This window comes from Cellulomonas sp. URHE0023, from assembly GCF_000688475.1.
In the GTDB taxonomy this organism is placed as follows: Bacteria; Actinomycetota; Actinomycetes; order Actinomycetales; family Cellulomonadaceae; genus Cellulomonas.
In genome coordinates this window covers 139,974-154,440 of sequence record NZ_JIAN01000005.1, presented here as the reverse complement: position 1 = coordinate 154,440, position 14,467 = coordinate 139,974, and the positions used below count along the sequence as shown (strand labels likewise).

13 protein-coding genes and 1 tRNA gene are annotated in these 14,467 nt (G+C 71.3%); 9 read left to right on the top strand and 5 right to left on the bottom strand.

All coding sequences use genetic code 11. The features are described 5' to 3' along the window. Nucleotides 1-214 precede the first annotated feature (214 nt). Nucleotides 215-1,177: an NAD(+) diphosphatase gene (gene nudC / locus N553_RS0100715; RefSeq protein WP_369796637.1), complete on the top strand. Its 963-nt coding sequence runs from the start codon at nt 215-217 to the stop codon at nt 1,175-1,177. 42 nt (nt 1,178-1,219) lie between these two features. On the opposite strand, the gene N553_RS0100710 is transcribed toward nudC, so the two are convergent. Then, nucleotides 1,220-1,480, bottom strand: a complete 261-nt coding sequence (locus tag N553_RS0100710) for a mycoredoxin (RefSeq protein ID WP_028044941.1) — start codon at nt 1,478-1,480, stop codon at nt 1,220-1,222. Between the two features lie 191 nt (nt 1,481-1,671). Here N553_RS0100710 and N553_RS20420 point away from each other — a divergent pair, with 191 nt between their 5' ends. The 3 genes from N553_RS20420 to N553_RS25520 all read left to right on the top strand — a co-directional run bounded on the left by N553_RS20420 (nt 1,672) and on the right by N553_RS25520 (nt 4,472). After that, nucleotides 1,672-3,639: an ATP-dependent helicase gene (locus N553_RS20420; RefSeq protein WP_034620425.1), complete on the top strand. Its 1,968-nt coding sequence runs from the start codon at nt 1,672-1,674 to the stop codon at nt 3,637-3,639. 155 nt (nt 3,640-3,794) lie between these two features. Further along, nucleotides 3,795-3,983, top strand: a complete 189-nt coding sequence (locus N553_RS0100700) for a hypothetical protein (protein WP_034620422.1) — start codon at nt 3,795-3,797, stop codon at nt 3,981-3,983. A 141-nt stretch (nt 3,984-4,124) separates the two neighbouring features. Continuing rightward, on the top strand, nt 4,125-4,472 hold the full coding sequence (locus N553_RS25520) for a WhiB family transcriptional regulator (RefSeq protein ID WP_028044939.1): 348 nt from the start codon (nt 4,125-4,127) through the stop codon (nt 4,470-4,472). 3 nt (nt 4,473-4,475) lie between these two features. Here the strand turns inward: N553_RS25520 and N553_RS0100690 are convergent, their stop codons facing one another. Next, on the bottom strand, nt 4,476-5,420 hold the full coding sequence (locus N553_RS0100690; RefSeq protein WP_028044938.1) for a ThiF family adenylyltransferase: 945 nt from the start codon (nt 5,418-5,420) through the stop codon (nt 4,476-4,478). A 149-nt stretch (nt 5,421-5,569) separates the two neighbouring features. Next, nucleotides 5,570-5,728, bottom strand: a complete 159-nt coding sequence (locus tag N553_RS25255) for a DUF5679 domain-containing protein (protein WP_197029876.1) — start codon at nt 5,726-5,728, stop codon at nt 5,570-5,572. A gap of 190 nt (nt 5,729-5,918) precedes the next feature. Here N553_RS25255 and N553_RS20410 point away from each other — a divergent pair, with 190 nt between their 5' ends. Then, nucleotides 5,919-6,560 carry a YgjP-like metallopeptidase domain-containing protein gene (locus N553_RS20410; RefSeq protein WP_051639724.1) on the top strand — a complete coding sequence of 214 codons (642 nt, stop codon included), beginning with the start codon at nt 5,919-5,921 and terminating at the stop codon, nt 6,558-6,560. Between the two features lie 267 nt (nt 6,561-6,827). Here the strand turns inward: N553_RS20410 and N553_RS0100675 are convergent, their stop codons facing one another. Then, on the bottom strand, nt 6,828-8,156 hold the full coding sequence (locus N553_RS0100675) for a zinc-dependent metalloprotease (RefSeq protein ID WP_156043760.1): 1,329 nt from the start codon (nt 8,154-8,156) through the stop codon (nt 6,828-6,830). A 134-nt stretch (nt 8,157-8,290) separates the two neighbouring features. Here N553_RS0100675 and N553_RS24890 point away from each other — a divergent pair, with 134 nt between their 5' ends. Continuing rightward, complete coding sequence (locus N553_RS24890; protein ID WP_028044936.1) at nt 8,291-9,385, top strand: nucleoside-diphosphate sugar epimerase; 1,095 nt, start codon at nt 8,291-8,293, stop codon at nt 9,383-9,385. A 27-nt stretch (nt 9,386-9,412) separates the two neighbouring features. Next, nucleotides 9,413-10,534: a PDZ domain-containing protein gene (locus tag N553_RS20405; protein ID WP_231505127.1), complete on the top strand. Its 1,122-nt coding sequence runs from the start codon at nt 9,413-9,415 to the stop codon at nt 10,532-10,534. 1 nt (nt 10,535) lies between these two features. On the opposite strand, the gene N553_RS0100660 is transcribed toward N553_RS20405, so the two are convergent. After that, complete coding sequence (locus N553_RS0100660) at nt 10,536-11,087, bottom strand: PPA1309 family protein (protein WP_028044935.1); 552 nt, start codon at nt 11,085-11,087, stop codon at nt 10,536-10,538. 207 nt (nt 11,088-11,294) lie between these two features. On the opposite strand from N553_RS0100660, the gene N553_RS0100655 reads away from it, so the two are divergent. Together N553_RS0100655 and N553_RS0100650 are read left to right on the top strand one after the other, a co-directional pair. Beyond that, nucleotides 11,295-14,261, top strand: a complete 2,967-nt coding sequence (locus N553_RS0100655; protein ID WP_028044934.1) for a UPF0182 family protein — start codon at nt 11,295-11,297, stop codon at nt 14,259-14,261. A gap of 99 nt (nt 14,262-14,360) precedes the next feature. After that, nucleotides 14,361-14,434: transfer RNA gene (locus N553_RS0100650), tRNA-Met, on the top strand. The last annotated feature ends 33 nt before the right edge of the window (nt 14,435-14,467 follow it).

Genomic DNA, 14,467 nt, shown 5'->3' with positions numbered 1-14,467 from the left:
ATGCACGCACGCCGAGCGTGACGTCGTGATCCTCTACGTCGGCCGCACGACCTCGGCCTGGTGCCGGACGCCGTAGCGTGGCGCGAGTGATCCCGTCCGACGGTTCGTGCACCACCTCGGCCTGGTGCCGGACGCCGTAGCGTGGCGCGAGTGATCCCGTCCGACGGTTCGTGCACCACCTCGGCCTGGTGCCGGACGCCGTAGCGTGGCGCGAGTGATCCCGTCCGACGACTTGCCCCTGTCCCGTGCCGATGTCGACCGTGCCGCCCACCGCCGTGCAGATCCTGACGTCGTCGAGAACGCGCTTCGTGCGTCGTCGACGCGCATCGTCCTGGTGAGAGGCGGGTCGGTCGGCGCGACGCCCGAGGGGTCGATCGCGTTCCGGTCGGCCGCCGAGGTGGCCGACCTGCCGCACGCGGACGAGTCGGAGCCGGAAGCGGACTGGCTGCTGCTCGGAGAGGACCCTCAGGGAGCCACCTACCTGGCGCGTCGGGTGCCTGAGCCGGAGCCGCTGCCGCTCGCGGGTGAGCCGTCGGACGTCCTCGTGCACGGTCGTGCGGCGGCGGAGCCGGTTGGGTGGGCCTCGTTGCGAGTGCTCGGTGCGACGCTCGACGGCGCCGAGGCAGGGCTTGCCACGACCGCGGTGGCGCTCGACGCGTGGCACGACCGGCACGTCCGCTGCCCCCGGTGCGGTGCCGCCACGCGTGTGCGGCAGGCCGGGTGGATCCGGGTGTGCGTCGTGGACGGCTCGGAGCACTATCCGCGCACCGACCCTGCGGTGATCATGGCGGTGGTCGACGACGCCGACCGGATCCTGTTGGGCCATGCCGCCCAGTGGGCGCCGGGCCGCTGGTCGACCCTGGCCGGCTTCGTCGAGTCGGGGGAGTCGCTGGAGCACGCCGTCCGGCGCGAGGTGCTCGAGGAGACGGGCGTCGTCGTCGGCGACGTGGCCTACCGCGGAAGCCAGCCGTGGCCGTTCCCGGCATCGCTCATGCTGGGCTTCCGCGCTGTGGCGCTGACCTCGGACATCGTGGTCGACGGGGTCGAGCTCGGCGACGCGCGCTGGTTCACGCGTGACGAGCTTGCCACGGCGGTCGCGAGCGGGGAGGTCATCCCACCGGGACGCGCGTCGATCGCCCGTGCCCTCATCGAGGACTGGTTCGGCGGGCCGTTGTAGGACGGTTCGCGCGCGAGCCGAGGCGAGCAGCCCGCGACGACGTCAGGTCAGGCGCGCCTTGACGTCCACGAGCGACGGGTTCGTCGCCGCCGACCCGTCAGGGAAGACCACCGTCGGGACGGTCTGGTTCCCGCCGTTCAGCGAGGCGACGAGCGCGGCCGCGTCCGGGTGGTTCTCGATGTCGACCTCCGTGTAGCCGATGCCCGCGGAGTCCAGCTGTGTCTTCAGCCGACGGCAGTAGCCGCACCAGGTCGTGGAGTACATCGTCACGGTGCCGGTCGCGGGCAGGGTCTGCGTGGTCATCGGTCCTCGAGATGGTCGGTGATGGGTGCTGCAGGCAGCAACGCGGGGGACCTCGCGCTGATTCCGCGCTCGGTGCTCGGTCTATCGGCACGGGACGAGCGTCGGTCAAGGTAGCCGACGCGTGCGGTGGTCGGTCCTGCTCGTCCACAGGCCGTCCGGTGCTGTGGGCGCGGGCTGCGAGACTGGGCGCGATGTCCTCCGAACCCCTCCTGGACGCGCTCGACCCTGAGCAGCGGACCGTCGCGACGACGCTGCGCGGGCCCGTCCGGGTGCTCGCGGGCGCGGGGACGGGCAAGACGCGGGCCATCACGCACAGGATCGCGTACGGCATCCAGGTGGGCGCCTACCGGCCGGGCAACATCCTCGCCGTGACGTTCACGGCCCGCGCCGCGGGCGAGATGCGGACGCGCCTGCGCGTTCTCGGCGCGTCCGGCGTCCAGGCGCGAACCTTCCACGCGGCCGCACTGCGTCAGCTCGGCTTCTTCTGGCCCAAGGTCGTCGGAGGTCCGCCTCCGAGGATCCTCGAGAAGAAGCTGCAGGTCGTGGCGCATGCTGCGCAGCTGGTCGGGGTCGAGACGGACCGGGAGAGCGTCCGGGACCTGGCATCGGAGATCGAGTGGGCCAAGGTCTCGCTCGTGACCGCGGACGACTACGAGAAGGCTGCGGCTGCCACGGACCGCCCCGCTCCTGGCGGGATCGACCCGCAGTCGGTGGCCCGGCTCATGACGGCGTACGAGACCGCGAAGGACCAGCAGGGCGTCATCGACTTCGAGGACGTGCTGCTCCTGCTCGCGGCGATGCTGGCGGAGAGGCGGGATGTCGCCGACTCGGTGCGGGAGCAGTACCGGTACTTCGTGGTCGACGAGTACCAGGACGTGAGCCCGCTGCAGCAGTACTTGCTCGATCAGTGGCTCGGCGGTCGCGACGAGCTGTGCGTGGTCGGTGACCCGAGCCAGACCATCTACTCGTTCGCGGGTGCCTCGGCCCACCACCTGACGGCGTTCACGGCGTCGTACCCGCGGGCCACCACCATCGAGCTCGTCCGGGACTACCGGTCGACGCCGCAGGTGGTGGGGCTGGCCAACCACCTCATGCGGCGGGCCGACGGTCCGGCCGCGCTCGCCCTGCGCGCGCAGCGTCCCGACGGCCCGGACGTCTCGTTCGTCACGTACGCGGACGACGAGGCGGAGGCGATCGGTGTCACCGCCCAGATCGCGGCGCTGGTCCGTGGCGGCCTGCCGGCGGCTGAGATCGCCGTCCTGTTTCGGACCAACGTGCAGTCGGAGGCGTTCGAGGCCGCCCTCGCGGACCGGGGGATCGGCTACCAGGTGCGCGGCAACGCCCGTTTCTTCGACCGCGCCGACGTGCGCAAGGCGCTGGTCCTCCTGCGCGGCGGCGCCCGGAGCGCGGACCCTGAGGTGCCGATGCCGGAGGCCGTGCGAGACATCCTGCGCTCGGCAGGGTGGACGGAGAAGGCGCCCGAGGGGCGTGGTGCGAGCCGCGAACGATGGGACGCGCTGCAGGCGCTCGTCTCGCTCGCCGACTCACTCACGGCCGCCCCGCCGACGGGCACGACGCCGACGGTCGCGGACCTCGTGGCCGAGCTCGACGAGCGTGCCGCCGCGCAGCACGCTCCGACAGTCGAGGGAGTCACGCTCGCGTCCTTGCACGCAGCGAAAGGCCTGGAGTGGGAGGCCGTGTTCCTGGTGGGGCTCTCCGAGGGCCTCCTGCCCACGGTGCAGGCACAGTCCGACGCCGCGATCGCCGAGGAGCGGCGGCTGCTCTACGTGGGCGTCACCCGCGCCCGCGAGCATCTTGAGCTGTCCTACTCGCGGGCCCGGCACCCCCGGGCACGTGCGTCGCGCAACGTCTCACGCTTCCTCACGGACCTCTGGCCGGGTGAGCGCCGGTCCGTCAAGGCGCCCACCGCGGAGCCGGACGCGCAGCTGGTCGAGTCGTTGACGCGGTGGCGGGACGCCCGAGCCGCCGACCTGCGCCGGCAGCCGGGCTCGGTGCTGACGACCGCGACCATCCGTGCGATCGCTGAGCGTCGCCCCGCGAACCTGGAGGAGCTCGGTCAGGTGCGCGGCGTCGGCCCGAAGGTCCTGGCCGACGTGGGGGAGCAGATCCTCGAGGCTCTGCGCTCGCCTGTGCGCTGAACGGAAGCCGTCAGCGCGGATGGCAGAAACTCGTCGAAGAATTCTCGTTAATTGTGTTGTCGAGCCTCGGAACGCCGCCCTAGGGTGACGATGTCCCTGTTGATGGGCCGCGCGGAAGACGCGAGGGTCCGAGTCGGAAGGAGGTGGGTGCCCTGATGAACATCACGAAGATCGATCTGTCGAACGCCGTCTGCGCGTTCATGCCGCGATCTCTCGCACCCACCACGTTCGGCTCCCAGGGGAGCGCTCTGCCCATCGGCGGTGCCGCCCTCACGCCGGTCGGCCACGTGTCGATTTCCACGTGGACCGATCGTCGTACGTATGAGCGGATTCTCATGCTCTAGGCCCTCGAAAGGGTCATAGGCCGTGGAATCCGAACTCGGATCCGCGGCCTTTCTGTTTCTCCCGATGAACCGGGTGAGCGAGAGGCAGTCGGTCCGGCACCGATGCAAGACGCTCACCAGCAAGGACATCAGGAGGACATCGTGCGGCTCACGACGCTGCTCGACACGGTGAACCAGGGCGGATCCGGTCCTTGGCCCGTCACCGAGAGCACGACCGACGACCGGCAGCAGTTCGACCAGCTGGTCGCCGACTTCATCCCATGCCGGTCCAACGACCCGGAGCTCTGGTTCGCCGAGCGGACCTCGCAGGTGGAGCAGGCCAAGGCCCTGTGCCGCGAGTGCCCGCTGATCGAGGGCTGCCTGGCCGGCGCTATCGAGCGTGCCGAGCCGTGGGGCGTCTGGGGCGGCGAGGTGTTCGTCGGCGGTGTGGTCGTCGCGACCAAGCGCGGTCGCGGACGGCCTCGCAAGGACGCGGCGCCTGCAGCCTGACGGCTACGCGAGGGCCGGTAGGGCGGTGCACCCGCAGTCAGGGTGCACCGCCCACGTGCGTTGGCGGGGGACCACGTCGGGTGCGGAGATCTCGAACGTCGTCCCGCGTGCGGTGCCGGCGGCGCCGTCGAGGTGGGCCAGCACAGCGGCCGTGGCGAGGCCGGAGGCGACGACCGCCGTGGTCGCGGGCTCGTCCGACGGGGCGCTGCTTCGTAGCTGACGGGCGAGGACCGGCCACAACGGGTCCGCGTCGGTGCGGTGCAGGTCCAGGCACCGCAGGCACGGCCCGTCCCCGGGCAGGACGAGAGGGCCGACGACCGTGTCCGCCTCCCGGACGACCACCGATAGGTGCACGGTGCCAACGGTGACGAGCGCGGGTGCTCGGTCGGGGTCGGCCACATCGCTCTCGACCAGCACCACGACGTCGGGTGTCCGCACCGAGTCCGTCGACACCCGCGGAGCGACGTCGCGCAGCATCCTGGCGGCGACGGAGCTGCGTACCGCTCCCACATCCGTCCATCGGTAGCCGGTGGGTCCGACGTCGACGGGGCGGACCGGGGTTCCGTCATCCAGCAGGATCGTGCCGACGCCGGCGGTCGCCAGACCGACGGCTACCCCCGCGCCGGTCGGTCCGAGCCCGAGAACCGCGACCACCCGCTGCTCGCGCCCACGGACGAGGTCCGCGCCGTCGGCGTGCGGCCGCAGGAGCGACCACACCTGCGCGTCCACGGCCCGGGGCCCGCTCGGGATCGACACCTCGTCGCCCTGCGTCAGGTGCGCCCGCGTCAGCAGGTCGGTGAGAGACGGGTCGACGGCCTCCAGGTCAGGCAGGAGGTCGGCCTCGGACGGCGTGAGGTCGGTGAGCCGCACAGCCCAGCGCGGATCGGTGCCCACCTGCACCTCTGTCGAGGTCCGGCGCAGCACACGTAGACCTCCGCGCAGTTGCATCCGTGGACTTTGGCACGTCGTCCGGACGCGAGGAGCGGGTCATCCACAGAGCCGCCCGTCGGTGCCGCAGGCCCAGGTGCAGTGCGCGCCCAGACACGCCGAAGGGCACCGTCCGCACGGACGATGCCCCGTGGGCGTAGCTGCTGCGATCAGGCCTTGCCGAGGATCCGGTTCAGCTTGGTGCCGCAAACCGGACAGACGGCCTTCGCCATGCGTCGACCCGACTCCGAGATGACGACGTCGCCCTCGGCCTCGCGCTTCTCCTTGCACTTGACGCAGTAGAACTCGCCCGAATACGTCTCCGCCATGGTGGCCTCCCTCGGTGTCGTGCACCGGACCGGGATTCCGCCGGCCGGCGGCCGGACGTGGTGGTGCACCGACGCCCGCGCGTCGTTCACAGTAGTGGCCGGACCTGCTCAGATCGCCGAGATCTCGCGGGACTCGCCGTGTCGGCACGGCGAATCCGCCGCTGTGGGACCGCCACGCTAGCGTTGACGGGTGGCGTCTACTCAGGACCTGTCCCAGGTCGAGATCCGTCGGTCGCGCAAGCGGGTGCGCACCGTCTCGGCGTGGCGCGAGGGCGACCGCACGATCGTCGCCGTTCCCGCCCGGTTCACGCGGGCGCAGGAGCGCGAGTGGGTCGAGCGGATGCTCACCCGGCTGGAGACGCAGGAGCGACGCCGCAAACCGTCCGACGTCGAGCTCTCGGCGCGCGCTCTGGACCTCTCGACCCGCTACCTGGGCGGCCGCGCGGTCCCCACGAGTGTGCGGTGGGCCACCAACCAGGGCCGTCGGTGGGGATCGTGCACGCCCACTGACGGCACGATCCGCATCTCCGACCGCGTCCGAGGGATGCCGCGCTGGGTGCTGGACTATGTGCTGCTGCACGAGCTCGCGCACCTGCTGCACGCGGGGCACGGGCCTGAGTTCTGGGCTGAGCTCGACACCTACCCACGCACGGCCCGGGCGCGGGGCTTCCTCGAGGGGTACGCCTACCGCGGGGACCGACCCGGTGACGACCTGGCAGACGAGGACCGGCCGGACGGTGACACGTCGGACGACGACGCGGTCCTGGATGCCGAGGACTCGCGCACCCTGGACGAGGAGTTCAGCGAGACGTTGTTCGGCGACGGCGCCTGACGGTCCGGTCGATCAACGGGACACGCCCGGCCGGTCGGCTGCGCTCGCGCCCAGTGCACAGTTCTCGCCCGGTTCACGCGAGGTGGTCGCCCGGCGACGCCTTCGTGCGCCGCCACGCCTGCTGGCCCGGCCCCTCGTCGACGATCTCCGCGAGCGGACGGGCGCCGCTCGCCCGGCCCTTCGCCGACGATCTCCGCGAGCGGACGGGCGCCGCTACGCCTGCTCGCCCGGCCCTTCGCCGATGATCTCGGCGAGAGTCCGCCGCCGCTACGCCTGCTCGCCCGGCTCCTCGCCGAGGATCTCGGCGAGCGCGCGGTCGACCTCCGCCGCGTCGTCGACCGCTGTCGCCCTGCGTGCGGCGTACCCGGACGGGTCGTCCAGGTCCTCGGTGCCGGGGAGCAGGTCGGGGTGGTCCCAGACGGCGTCGCGCGCTGCGGCCCCGTTGTCCCGGGCGATCTGAGCCCACAGCGCGGCCGCGTCCCGCAGCCGGCGAGGCCGCAGCTCGAGACCCACGAGGTTGGCGAACGTCTGCTCGGCCGGCCCGCCCGCGGCGCGGCGACGGCGGATCATCTCGCGCAGCGCCATCGTGTGCGGCAGGTGTGGAAGCGCCGCGTTGGACGCCACCTCGTCGACCCAGCCCTCGACGAGCGCCAACGCCGTCTCGAGCCGTTCGAGCGCGGCGACCTGCTCGGGGGTGGTGTGCGGGGCGAACACGCCGCCGGACAGCGCCTGCTGCAGCGCGGCGGCGTCGGTGGGGTCGATCGAGGAGACGGCCTCCTCGAGCTGGTCCACGTCGATCGTGATGCCGCGCGCGTAGGTCTCGACCGTCGAGAGCAGGTGCGAACGAAGCCACGGCACGTGCGTGAACAACCGTGTCGCGGCGGCCTCCCGCAGGGCCAGGAAGAGGCGGACCTCGTCGGCCGGTGCGTCGAGGCCTTCGGCGAACGCGTCGACGTTCGCAGCCACGAGGGCGGGTGTCGGCTGGTCGAGCAGAGGCAGACCGATGTCTGTGGTGCCGAACACGTCGTGCGCCAGAGTTCCGGCGGCCTGACCGACCTGCATGCCGAACACCGCCGACCCGAGCTGGCGAAGCAGGTTCCCGGCGTCGAGCCCCGGGACCTCCGAGTCATCGAGGCCGAGCGGCAGGGAGCCGCCGAGGGCCGAGACGAGCGCGGACGACAGCGAGGACGCGACCGGCTCGGTCAGCGTGCGCCAGGTGGGCAGGGTCGCCTCGACCCACTCGGCTCGGCTCCAGGCGTGCGGCGTGCCGGTCGACGGTGGTAGCTCGGTGGCGGCGTCGAGCCACAGCTCCGCTACCGCCAGGGCGTCGAGCACCTGCTTCGACTGCTGAGCCGTCAGCGACGGGTCCCCGCCTGCGGCGGCCTGCTGGCGGGCCAGGTCGTGGGCCATCTGCCAGTTGACGGGTTCGTCGCCGGAGGCCGACAGCAGCGCCTGGACCTGGGCGACGACCTGCTGGAGCGCCGCCGGGTCGTCGGGCAGGCCGGACGCCGCAGCCATGGCTGCGGGGTCGAAACCGCGCGACTGGAGCTCGCGGATCGCGTCGTCGGCGCCGTCGCCCAGCATGGCGCGCATCATCTGCTCCCACGCAGGGACGCCGTCGCCTGGCACGGCCGAGTTGTCGGGGCTCACAATGACCTCCCTGGAAGGACCTGCGACGATGGCGCCGGCTGCGATCCACGGTAACGAAGCAGCGGCGAGAACGGGGAACAGTGGGGGAGCAGGTTCGCTCAGGGCGCAGCACGCGGGTCGGCCCGCGCCGCAGCCCACGGCATGGCGAGACGGCGCTGCCCACGGACGCCGAGACGGTCGTGGTGGTCGTCGGGCGCGGCCCGGTCGCACGGGCAGTCGCGGCCGGGTGGCCGGGTACGGTGCGCGCGGTCGAGGAGCTTCCGTCGCAGGGCGCCCAGCACCTGCTCGACGGTGCGTCGGTGGTGGTCCTCGTCGGGCACACTGGTGATCTGGCCTCGACGGGCAGCCGAGGCGCGCACGATCGGCAGAAGGCGATCGTCGCCCACACGCAGCGCACGCTGGCCGCCGCGCGTGCGGCCAAGGTCACGCACCTCGTCGCCATCTCGTCGGCGACCGTGCACGGAGCGTGGCCCGACCGCCCGGAGATCCACGACGGCACCGCGGTCGCCACGTTCGACGAGGCCTCTCTGGGCGGCCTCGTCGGTGACCTGCTCGCCATGGAGGCCGTGCTCGAGCGAGGCGCCCGACGCGCGAGCCCACGGATCACCGTCCTGCGACCGGCTGCCCTGGCCGGCGTCGGCGTCGACACGTTCGTCACGCGGCACTTCGAGGCGCCACGACTGCTGACCGTGCGGGGCGCGGTGCGGACGTGGCAGTTCGTGCACGTCGAGGACGTCGTGGCGGCCGCCGGGTTCGCCGTGGAGCACGGGCTCGTCGGGCCGCTGACGGTCGGCGCGACGGACGTGCTCGAGCCCGAGCAGGTGGAGCGAGCCGCCGGGATGCGCAGGATCGAGCTGGCGGCGACCACCGCGTTCGGCACCGCGGAGCGACTGCACAAGGTGGGTGTGCTGCCCTCGCCCGCCGCGGAGCTGGCCTTCGTGGTCTATCCGTGGACCGTGGCGTCGGACCGGCTGCGTGCGGCGGGCTGGGCTCCGCGCTGGTCGAGCGCGCAGTGCCTGGACGTGCTGCTCGAGGGCGTCCAGGGTCGGGTGGCCGTGGCGGGCCGGCGTCTGGGCTCCCGGGACGCGGCGGCGATCGGTGCGGCCGGTGCGGCCGTCGCCTTCGTCGGCACCGCGGCCGTGTGGCGCCAGGCGCGAGCGCGCCGGGGACGCTGACGCGCCGGGGTAGGGGATGATCAGCGGGTGCTCGAGCAGCCCCCCCTGCCTTCTGAACCTGAGACCGGCTCGTCGTACGTCTACGACGAACAGGCACCTCGCACCAGCCCTCGCTCGATCATGCTCTCGGTCGGGATGCTCTCGTCGGCGGTGCTCCTGGCGGTACTGATCGTGCTGCCGACGCCGTACGCGGTGAACAGTCCCGGGCCCACGCGCAACGTCCTGGGCGAGCACGACGGCACCCCGCTCATCGAGATCAGCGGTGCCGAGACCTTTCCGACGACGGGTGAGCTGCGGCTGACCACCGTGTCCGGGACGGGCGGTCCGGGCTTCCCGTCCACCGTCCGGGACGTGGTGTCCGGCTGGGTGTCCCCGACGTCGGTCGTCGTTCCCGTCGAGCTGCTGTACCCCCCGGACACCTCACAGGACGAGCTCGACGAGACCAACAACGCCGAGATGGTCTCCTCGCAGGAGAACGCGACGGTCGCCGCCCTGACCGAGCTCGGCTACGAGGTCCCGGCGACGCTCGTCATCGCGGGCACCGTCGAAGGCTCCGACGCTCACGGCAAGGTCGAGAAGGGCGACGTGATCGTCGCCATCGACGGGATCACCGTGCCGGACTACACGACCCTGCTGGACCACCTGGCCGGCGTCGAGCCGGGCTCGACGATCACCTTGACGGTCAGGAGGCACGGGGAGAACCTCGACGTGCCGATCGTCACGGGCACCAAGGACGACGGAACGGCTCAGATCGGCATCTTCATCGACCCGTCGTTCGAGTTCCCGGTCGACGTGAAGATCAGCATCGACGACATCGGCGGCCCGAGCGCCGGCACGATGTTCGCGCTCGGGATCATCGACAAGATGACGCCCGAGGACGAGACGGGCGGCAAGGACATCGCCGGCACGGGCACGATCGACGTCAACGGCGACGTCGGCGCGATCGGCGGGATACGGCAGAAGCTGGCCGGCGCCAAGCGCGACGGTGCGACGTGGTTCCTGGCGCCGTCGTCCAACTGCGACGACGTGATCGGGCACGTGCCGGACGGGCTGCGCGTCGCGAAGATCTCCACGCTGCACGAGGCCCGGGAGGCAGTCACGGCGATCGGCGCGGGCGCGGGCGACACCTTGCCCACCTGCGCCTCGTAGCTCAGGCGAACGTCGAGCGCACCGCCGCGACGAGCCCGGGCACGAGGTCGGGTCCCTGGCCGACCTGCTGGGAGTCGTCGTTGGCGCGCATGCGCACCGCGCACCACGACGGTCCGCCCCGCAGGGCCCCGACCGCGAGCCGCACGTCCTGGCGCTCGGGGTGGGCGAGCAGGTACTCCAGTGCCGCGGCCGGCTCCTGCGGCATGGCCTCCTCGGCGGCGGGCGGGAGCACGACGCGTTCGACGGTGACGGCCATCCCGTCGACCGTCTCCGGCCACGACAGACCGGCGAGCAGCGTCTCCAGGTCCGGTGCGGCCGGCAGGTCCTCCTGCTCGATCGAGGTCAGGTGCCATGGCTGCGCGGTCGCGGCCGCGAGCACGGACGGGTCGAGCTGCGCGGCGAGCCCGGGCTCGGTCAGGAGCGCCTCCTGCGTCCGGACCAGCGCGAACACCCGGACTGGTCCGTCCCACCCGGCGTCGGCGACGTGCTGCTCGATCTCGAGAACGGATTGGGCCAGGGCGATCACGGCGGGGTCCAGGACTGGTTCGGTCACGCCTCATCGTCGCATCCGGGCCCGCCGGGACTCGAACCGGTAACGGCGGGAACCCGGACACCGAGCGGCGCGTTCAGGGTTCGAGCGGTTCACCCGGCGAGTCCGTCCGGATTGGTCCGGTCCGGTACCGTGCCAGACCTGCCTCACCTGCTGGAACGCCTGACCCGCACACCACGTTTCGCCGCCGAAGACGAGGATCGCAGCACCGTGACATCTGCCAGCCCGCCCCGCCCAGCCCCTCGTCAGCGTCGGCGTGGAGCGCTCGTCCCCACGCTGATCGTGCTCGGTGTGCTCGTGATCGTCGTTCTGATCCTGGCTCAGGTCTGGACGGAGGTGCTCTGGTACCGCCAGCTCGGCTTCGGACAGGTGCTGGCGACCGAGTGGGGCACGCGACTGATCCTGTTCGTCGTCGGGTTCGCCGTCATGGCGGGTGCGGTCGGGTGGAGCCTCAGCTACGGCTACCGCTCCCGGCCCGTCTATGCACCGTCCACGCAGGAGCAGGCGAACCTCGACCAGTACCGCGAGGCCATCGAGCCGCTGCGTCGGCTCGTGATGATCGTCGGGCCCGCGGTGCTCGGGCTGTTCGCCGGGGCGGCAGCGTCGCAGCAGTGGGCGACGATCCAGCTGTGGATCCACGGCGGAACCGTCGGCCAGGTCGACCCGCAGTACAACATCGACCTCGGCTTCTACATGTTCACGCTGCCGGGTCTGCGGTTCGTCGCGTCGTTCCTCATGGCCGTCGCAGTGCTCGCGGGCATCGGCGCCGTCGCCACCCAGTACCTCTACGGCGGTCTGCGGATCGGCGGCCAGCGTGGTGGGGCACCCCGGACCACCCGGGCGGCCCGCGTGCACCTGTCGGTCATCGCGGCGGTGATCATGCTGCTGATCGCAGCGAACTACTGGCTCGACAGGTACTCGATCCTCACCAAGAGCCAGAGCAACAAGTTCGCCGGCGCCTCGTTCACGGACGTGCACGCCGTCATCCCGTCCAAGCTGATCCTGGCGCTCATCGCGGTCTTCGTCGCGGTGCTGTTCGTCCTCACAGCGATCCGTGGGAACTGGCGCCTGCCGGCGATCGGCGTCGGCCTCATGATCGTCGCGGCCATCGCCGTCGGCGGGATCTACCCGGCCGTGGTCCAGAAGTTCCAGGTGCAGCCCAACCAGCAGGACGCCGAGTCGGAGTACATCTCCCGGAACATCGACGCGACGCTGACGGCGTACGGGCTCGAGGACGTCGAGAAGACCGACTACACCGCGAAGGTCACGGCCGAGCCCTTCGCTCTGCGCCAGGACGCCGAGACGACCGCGTCGATCCGTCTGCTCGACCCGCAGGTGGTCAGCCCGTCGTTCAAGCAGCTGCAGCAGATCCGCGGGTTCTACGACTTCCCTGACTCGCTCGCGGTCGACCGCTACGAGGTCAACGGCGAGAGCCGCGACACCGTGATCGCCGTCCGTGAGCTCGACCTGGCCGGCCTGGACACGCAGCAGCGCAACTGGACCAACGACGCGACCGTCTACACGCACGGCTTCGGTGTGGTCGCGGCGTTCGGCAACACGACGGCCGCCCGTGGCGCCCCCGACTTCTGGGAGGGAGGCATCCCGTCCACGGGTGACATGGGCCCGTACGAGCCGCGCATCTACTTCAGCCCGAAGTCGCCCGAGTACTCGATCGTCGGTGCCCCGGCAGGCTCGAAGGGCTGGGAGCTCGACTACCCGGACGACGAGGCATCGGGAGCCGTGAACACGGCCTTCCCGACGCAGACGGTCAGCGCAGGTCCGAGCATCGGCAACCCGCTGAACAAGCTGCTCTACACGCTGAAGTTCGGGCAGGGCAACATGCTGTTCTCCGACCGGGTGACGTCCGACTCGCAGATCCTCTACGACCGCGACCCACGCGAGCGCGTGCAGAAGGTCGCCCCGTACCTGACGCTCGACGGCCGCGTGTACCCCGCGGTGATCGACGGACGGGTCAAGTGGATCATCGACGGCTACACGACGACGGACCAGTACCCGTACTCGGCGTCACGCTCGCTCGACGCTGCGACGACCGACTCGCTCACGGAGACCTCCGACACGATCCAGGCGTTGCAGCCCAAGAGCGTCAACTACATCCGCAACTCCGTGAAGGCCACCGTCGACGCCTATGACGGCTCGGTCACGCTCTACGCCTGGGACGCCAAGGACCCGATCCTCAAGGCGTGGTCCAAGACCTTCCCGACGTCGCTCAAGCCCATCACGGAGATCGACGGTGCCACGATGGCGCACCTGCGCTACCCCGAGGACCTGTTCAAGGTGCAGCGCAACCTCCTCACGCAGTACCACGTCACCGACTCGGTCCAGTTCTTCTCGGGGAACGACTTCTGGAACAACCCGGACGACCCGACGAGCACCGTCACGGTTCCCCAGCCGCCGTACTACCTGACCCTGCAGATGCCCGACCAGCCCGAGGCGAAGTTCTCGCTGATGTCGACGTTCATCCCTCGCGGTGAGAACGCGCGCAACGTGATGACGGGCTACCTGGCGGTCGACGCAGACGCGGGGAGCGAGGCGGGCAAGCCGTCGGCCGACTACGGCAAGCTGCGGCTGCTCGAGCTGCCGCGAGACTCGACCGTGCCCGGGCCCGGGCAGATGAACAACAACTTCACGTCCGACCCCACGGTCTCCAACGAGCTCAACATCCTGGGGCGCGGAGACTCCAAGGTGCGTCGCGGAAACCTGCTGACGCTGCCCGTCGGCGGAGGGCTGCTGTACGTCCAGCCGGTGTACGTCCAAGCGGCCACGGGCACCACGTACCCGACCCTGCAGCGCGTGCTCGTCGGCTTCGGCGAGAACATCGGGTTCGCGGACACGCTCGACGGCGCCCTCGACCAGGTGTTCGGCGGCGACTCCGGGGCCGATGCCGGCGACGCAGGGACCGATCCGGGCGCCGGTGAACCGACGCCCACCCCGACCCCCGAGCCGCCGACGACCGGCGACGGCGGCGGAGCCGGGGACCAGGCGCAGGCCCGAGACGACCTCACCAAGGCGCTCCAGCAGGCGAACAAGGCGATCCAGGACGGTCAGGCCGCCCTGGCGATCGGCGACTTCGCGGCCTACGGAGACGCGCAGAAGAGCCTCGACTCGGCCATCGACGCGGCGCTCGCGGCCGAGGCTCGGCTGAACCCGACACCGTGACGACAGCCCGGACGAGGGTCGCGTGTGACGTACGCGACCCTCGTTCGGGGGCCGCCAATTTGGGTGCCCCAGTCGTGTGAGGTAGGTTGTAACTACCGACGCGGGGTGGAGCAGCTCGGTAGCTCGCTGGGCTCATAACCCAGAGGTCGCAGGTTCAAATCCTGCCCCCGCTACACAGAAGACGAAGGCCCGGACCTCACGGTCCG

Coding starts and splice junctions, on each gene's coding strand:
- N553_RS0100700 (WP_034620422.1), top strand. CDS start 3,795: ATGAACATCACGAAGATCGATCTGTCGAACGCCGTCTGCGCGTTCATG.
- N553_RS20420 (WP_034620425.1), top strand. CDS start 1,672: ATGTCCTCCGAACCCCTCCTGGACGCGCTCGACCCTGAGCAGCGGACC.
- N553_RS0100690 (WP_028044938.1), bottom strand. CDS start 5,420: ATGCAACTGCGCGGAGGTCTACGTGTGCTGCGCCGGACCTCGACAGAG.
- N553_RS25255 (WP_197029876.1), bottom strand. CDS start 5,728: ATGGCGGAGACGTATTCGGGCGAGTTCTACTGCGTCAAGTGCAAGGAG.
- N553_RS0100710 (WP_028044941.1), bottom strand. CDS start 1,480: ATGACCACGCAGACCCTGCCCGCGACCGGCACCGTGACGATGTACTCC.
- N553_RS0100675 (WP_156043760.1), bottom strand. CDS start 8,156: ATGATGCGCGCCATGCTGGGCGACGGCGCCGACGACGCGATCCGCGAG.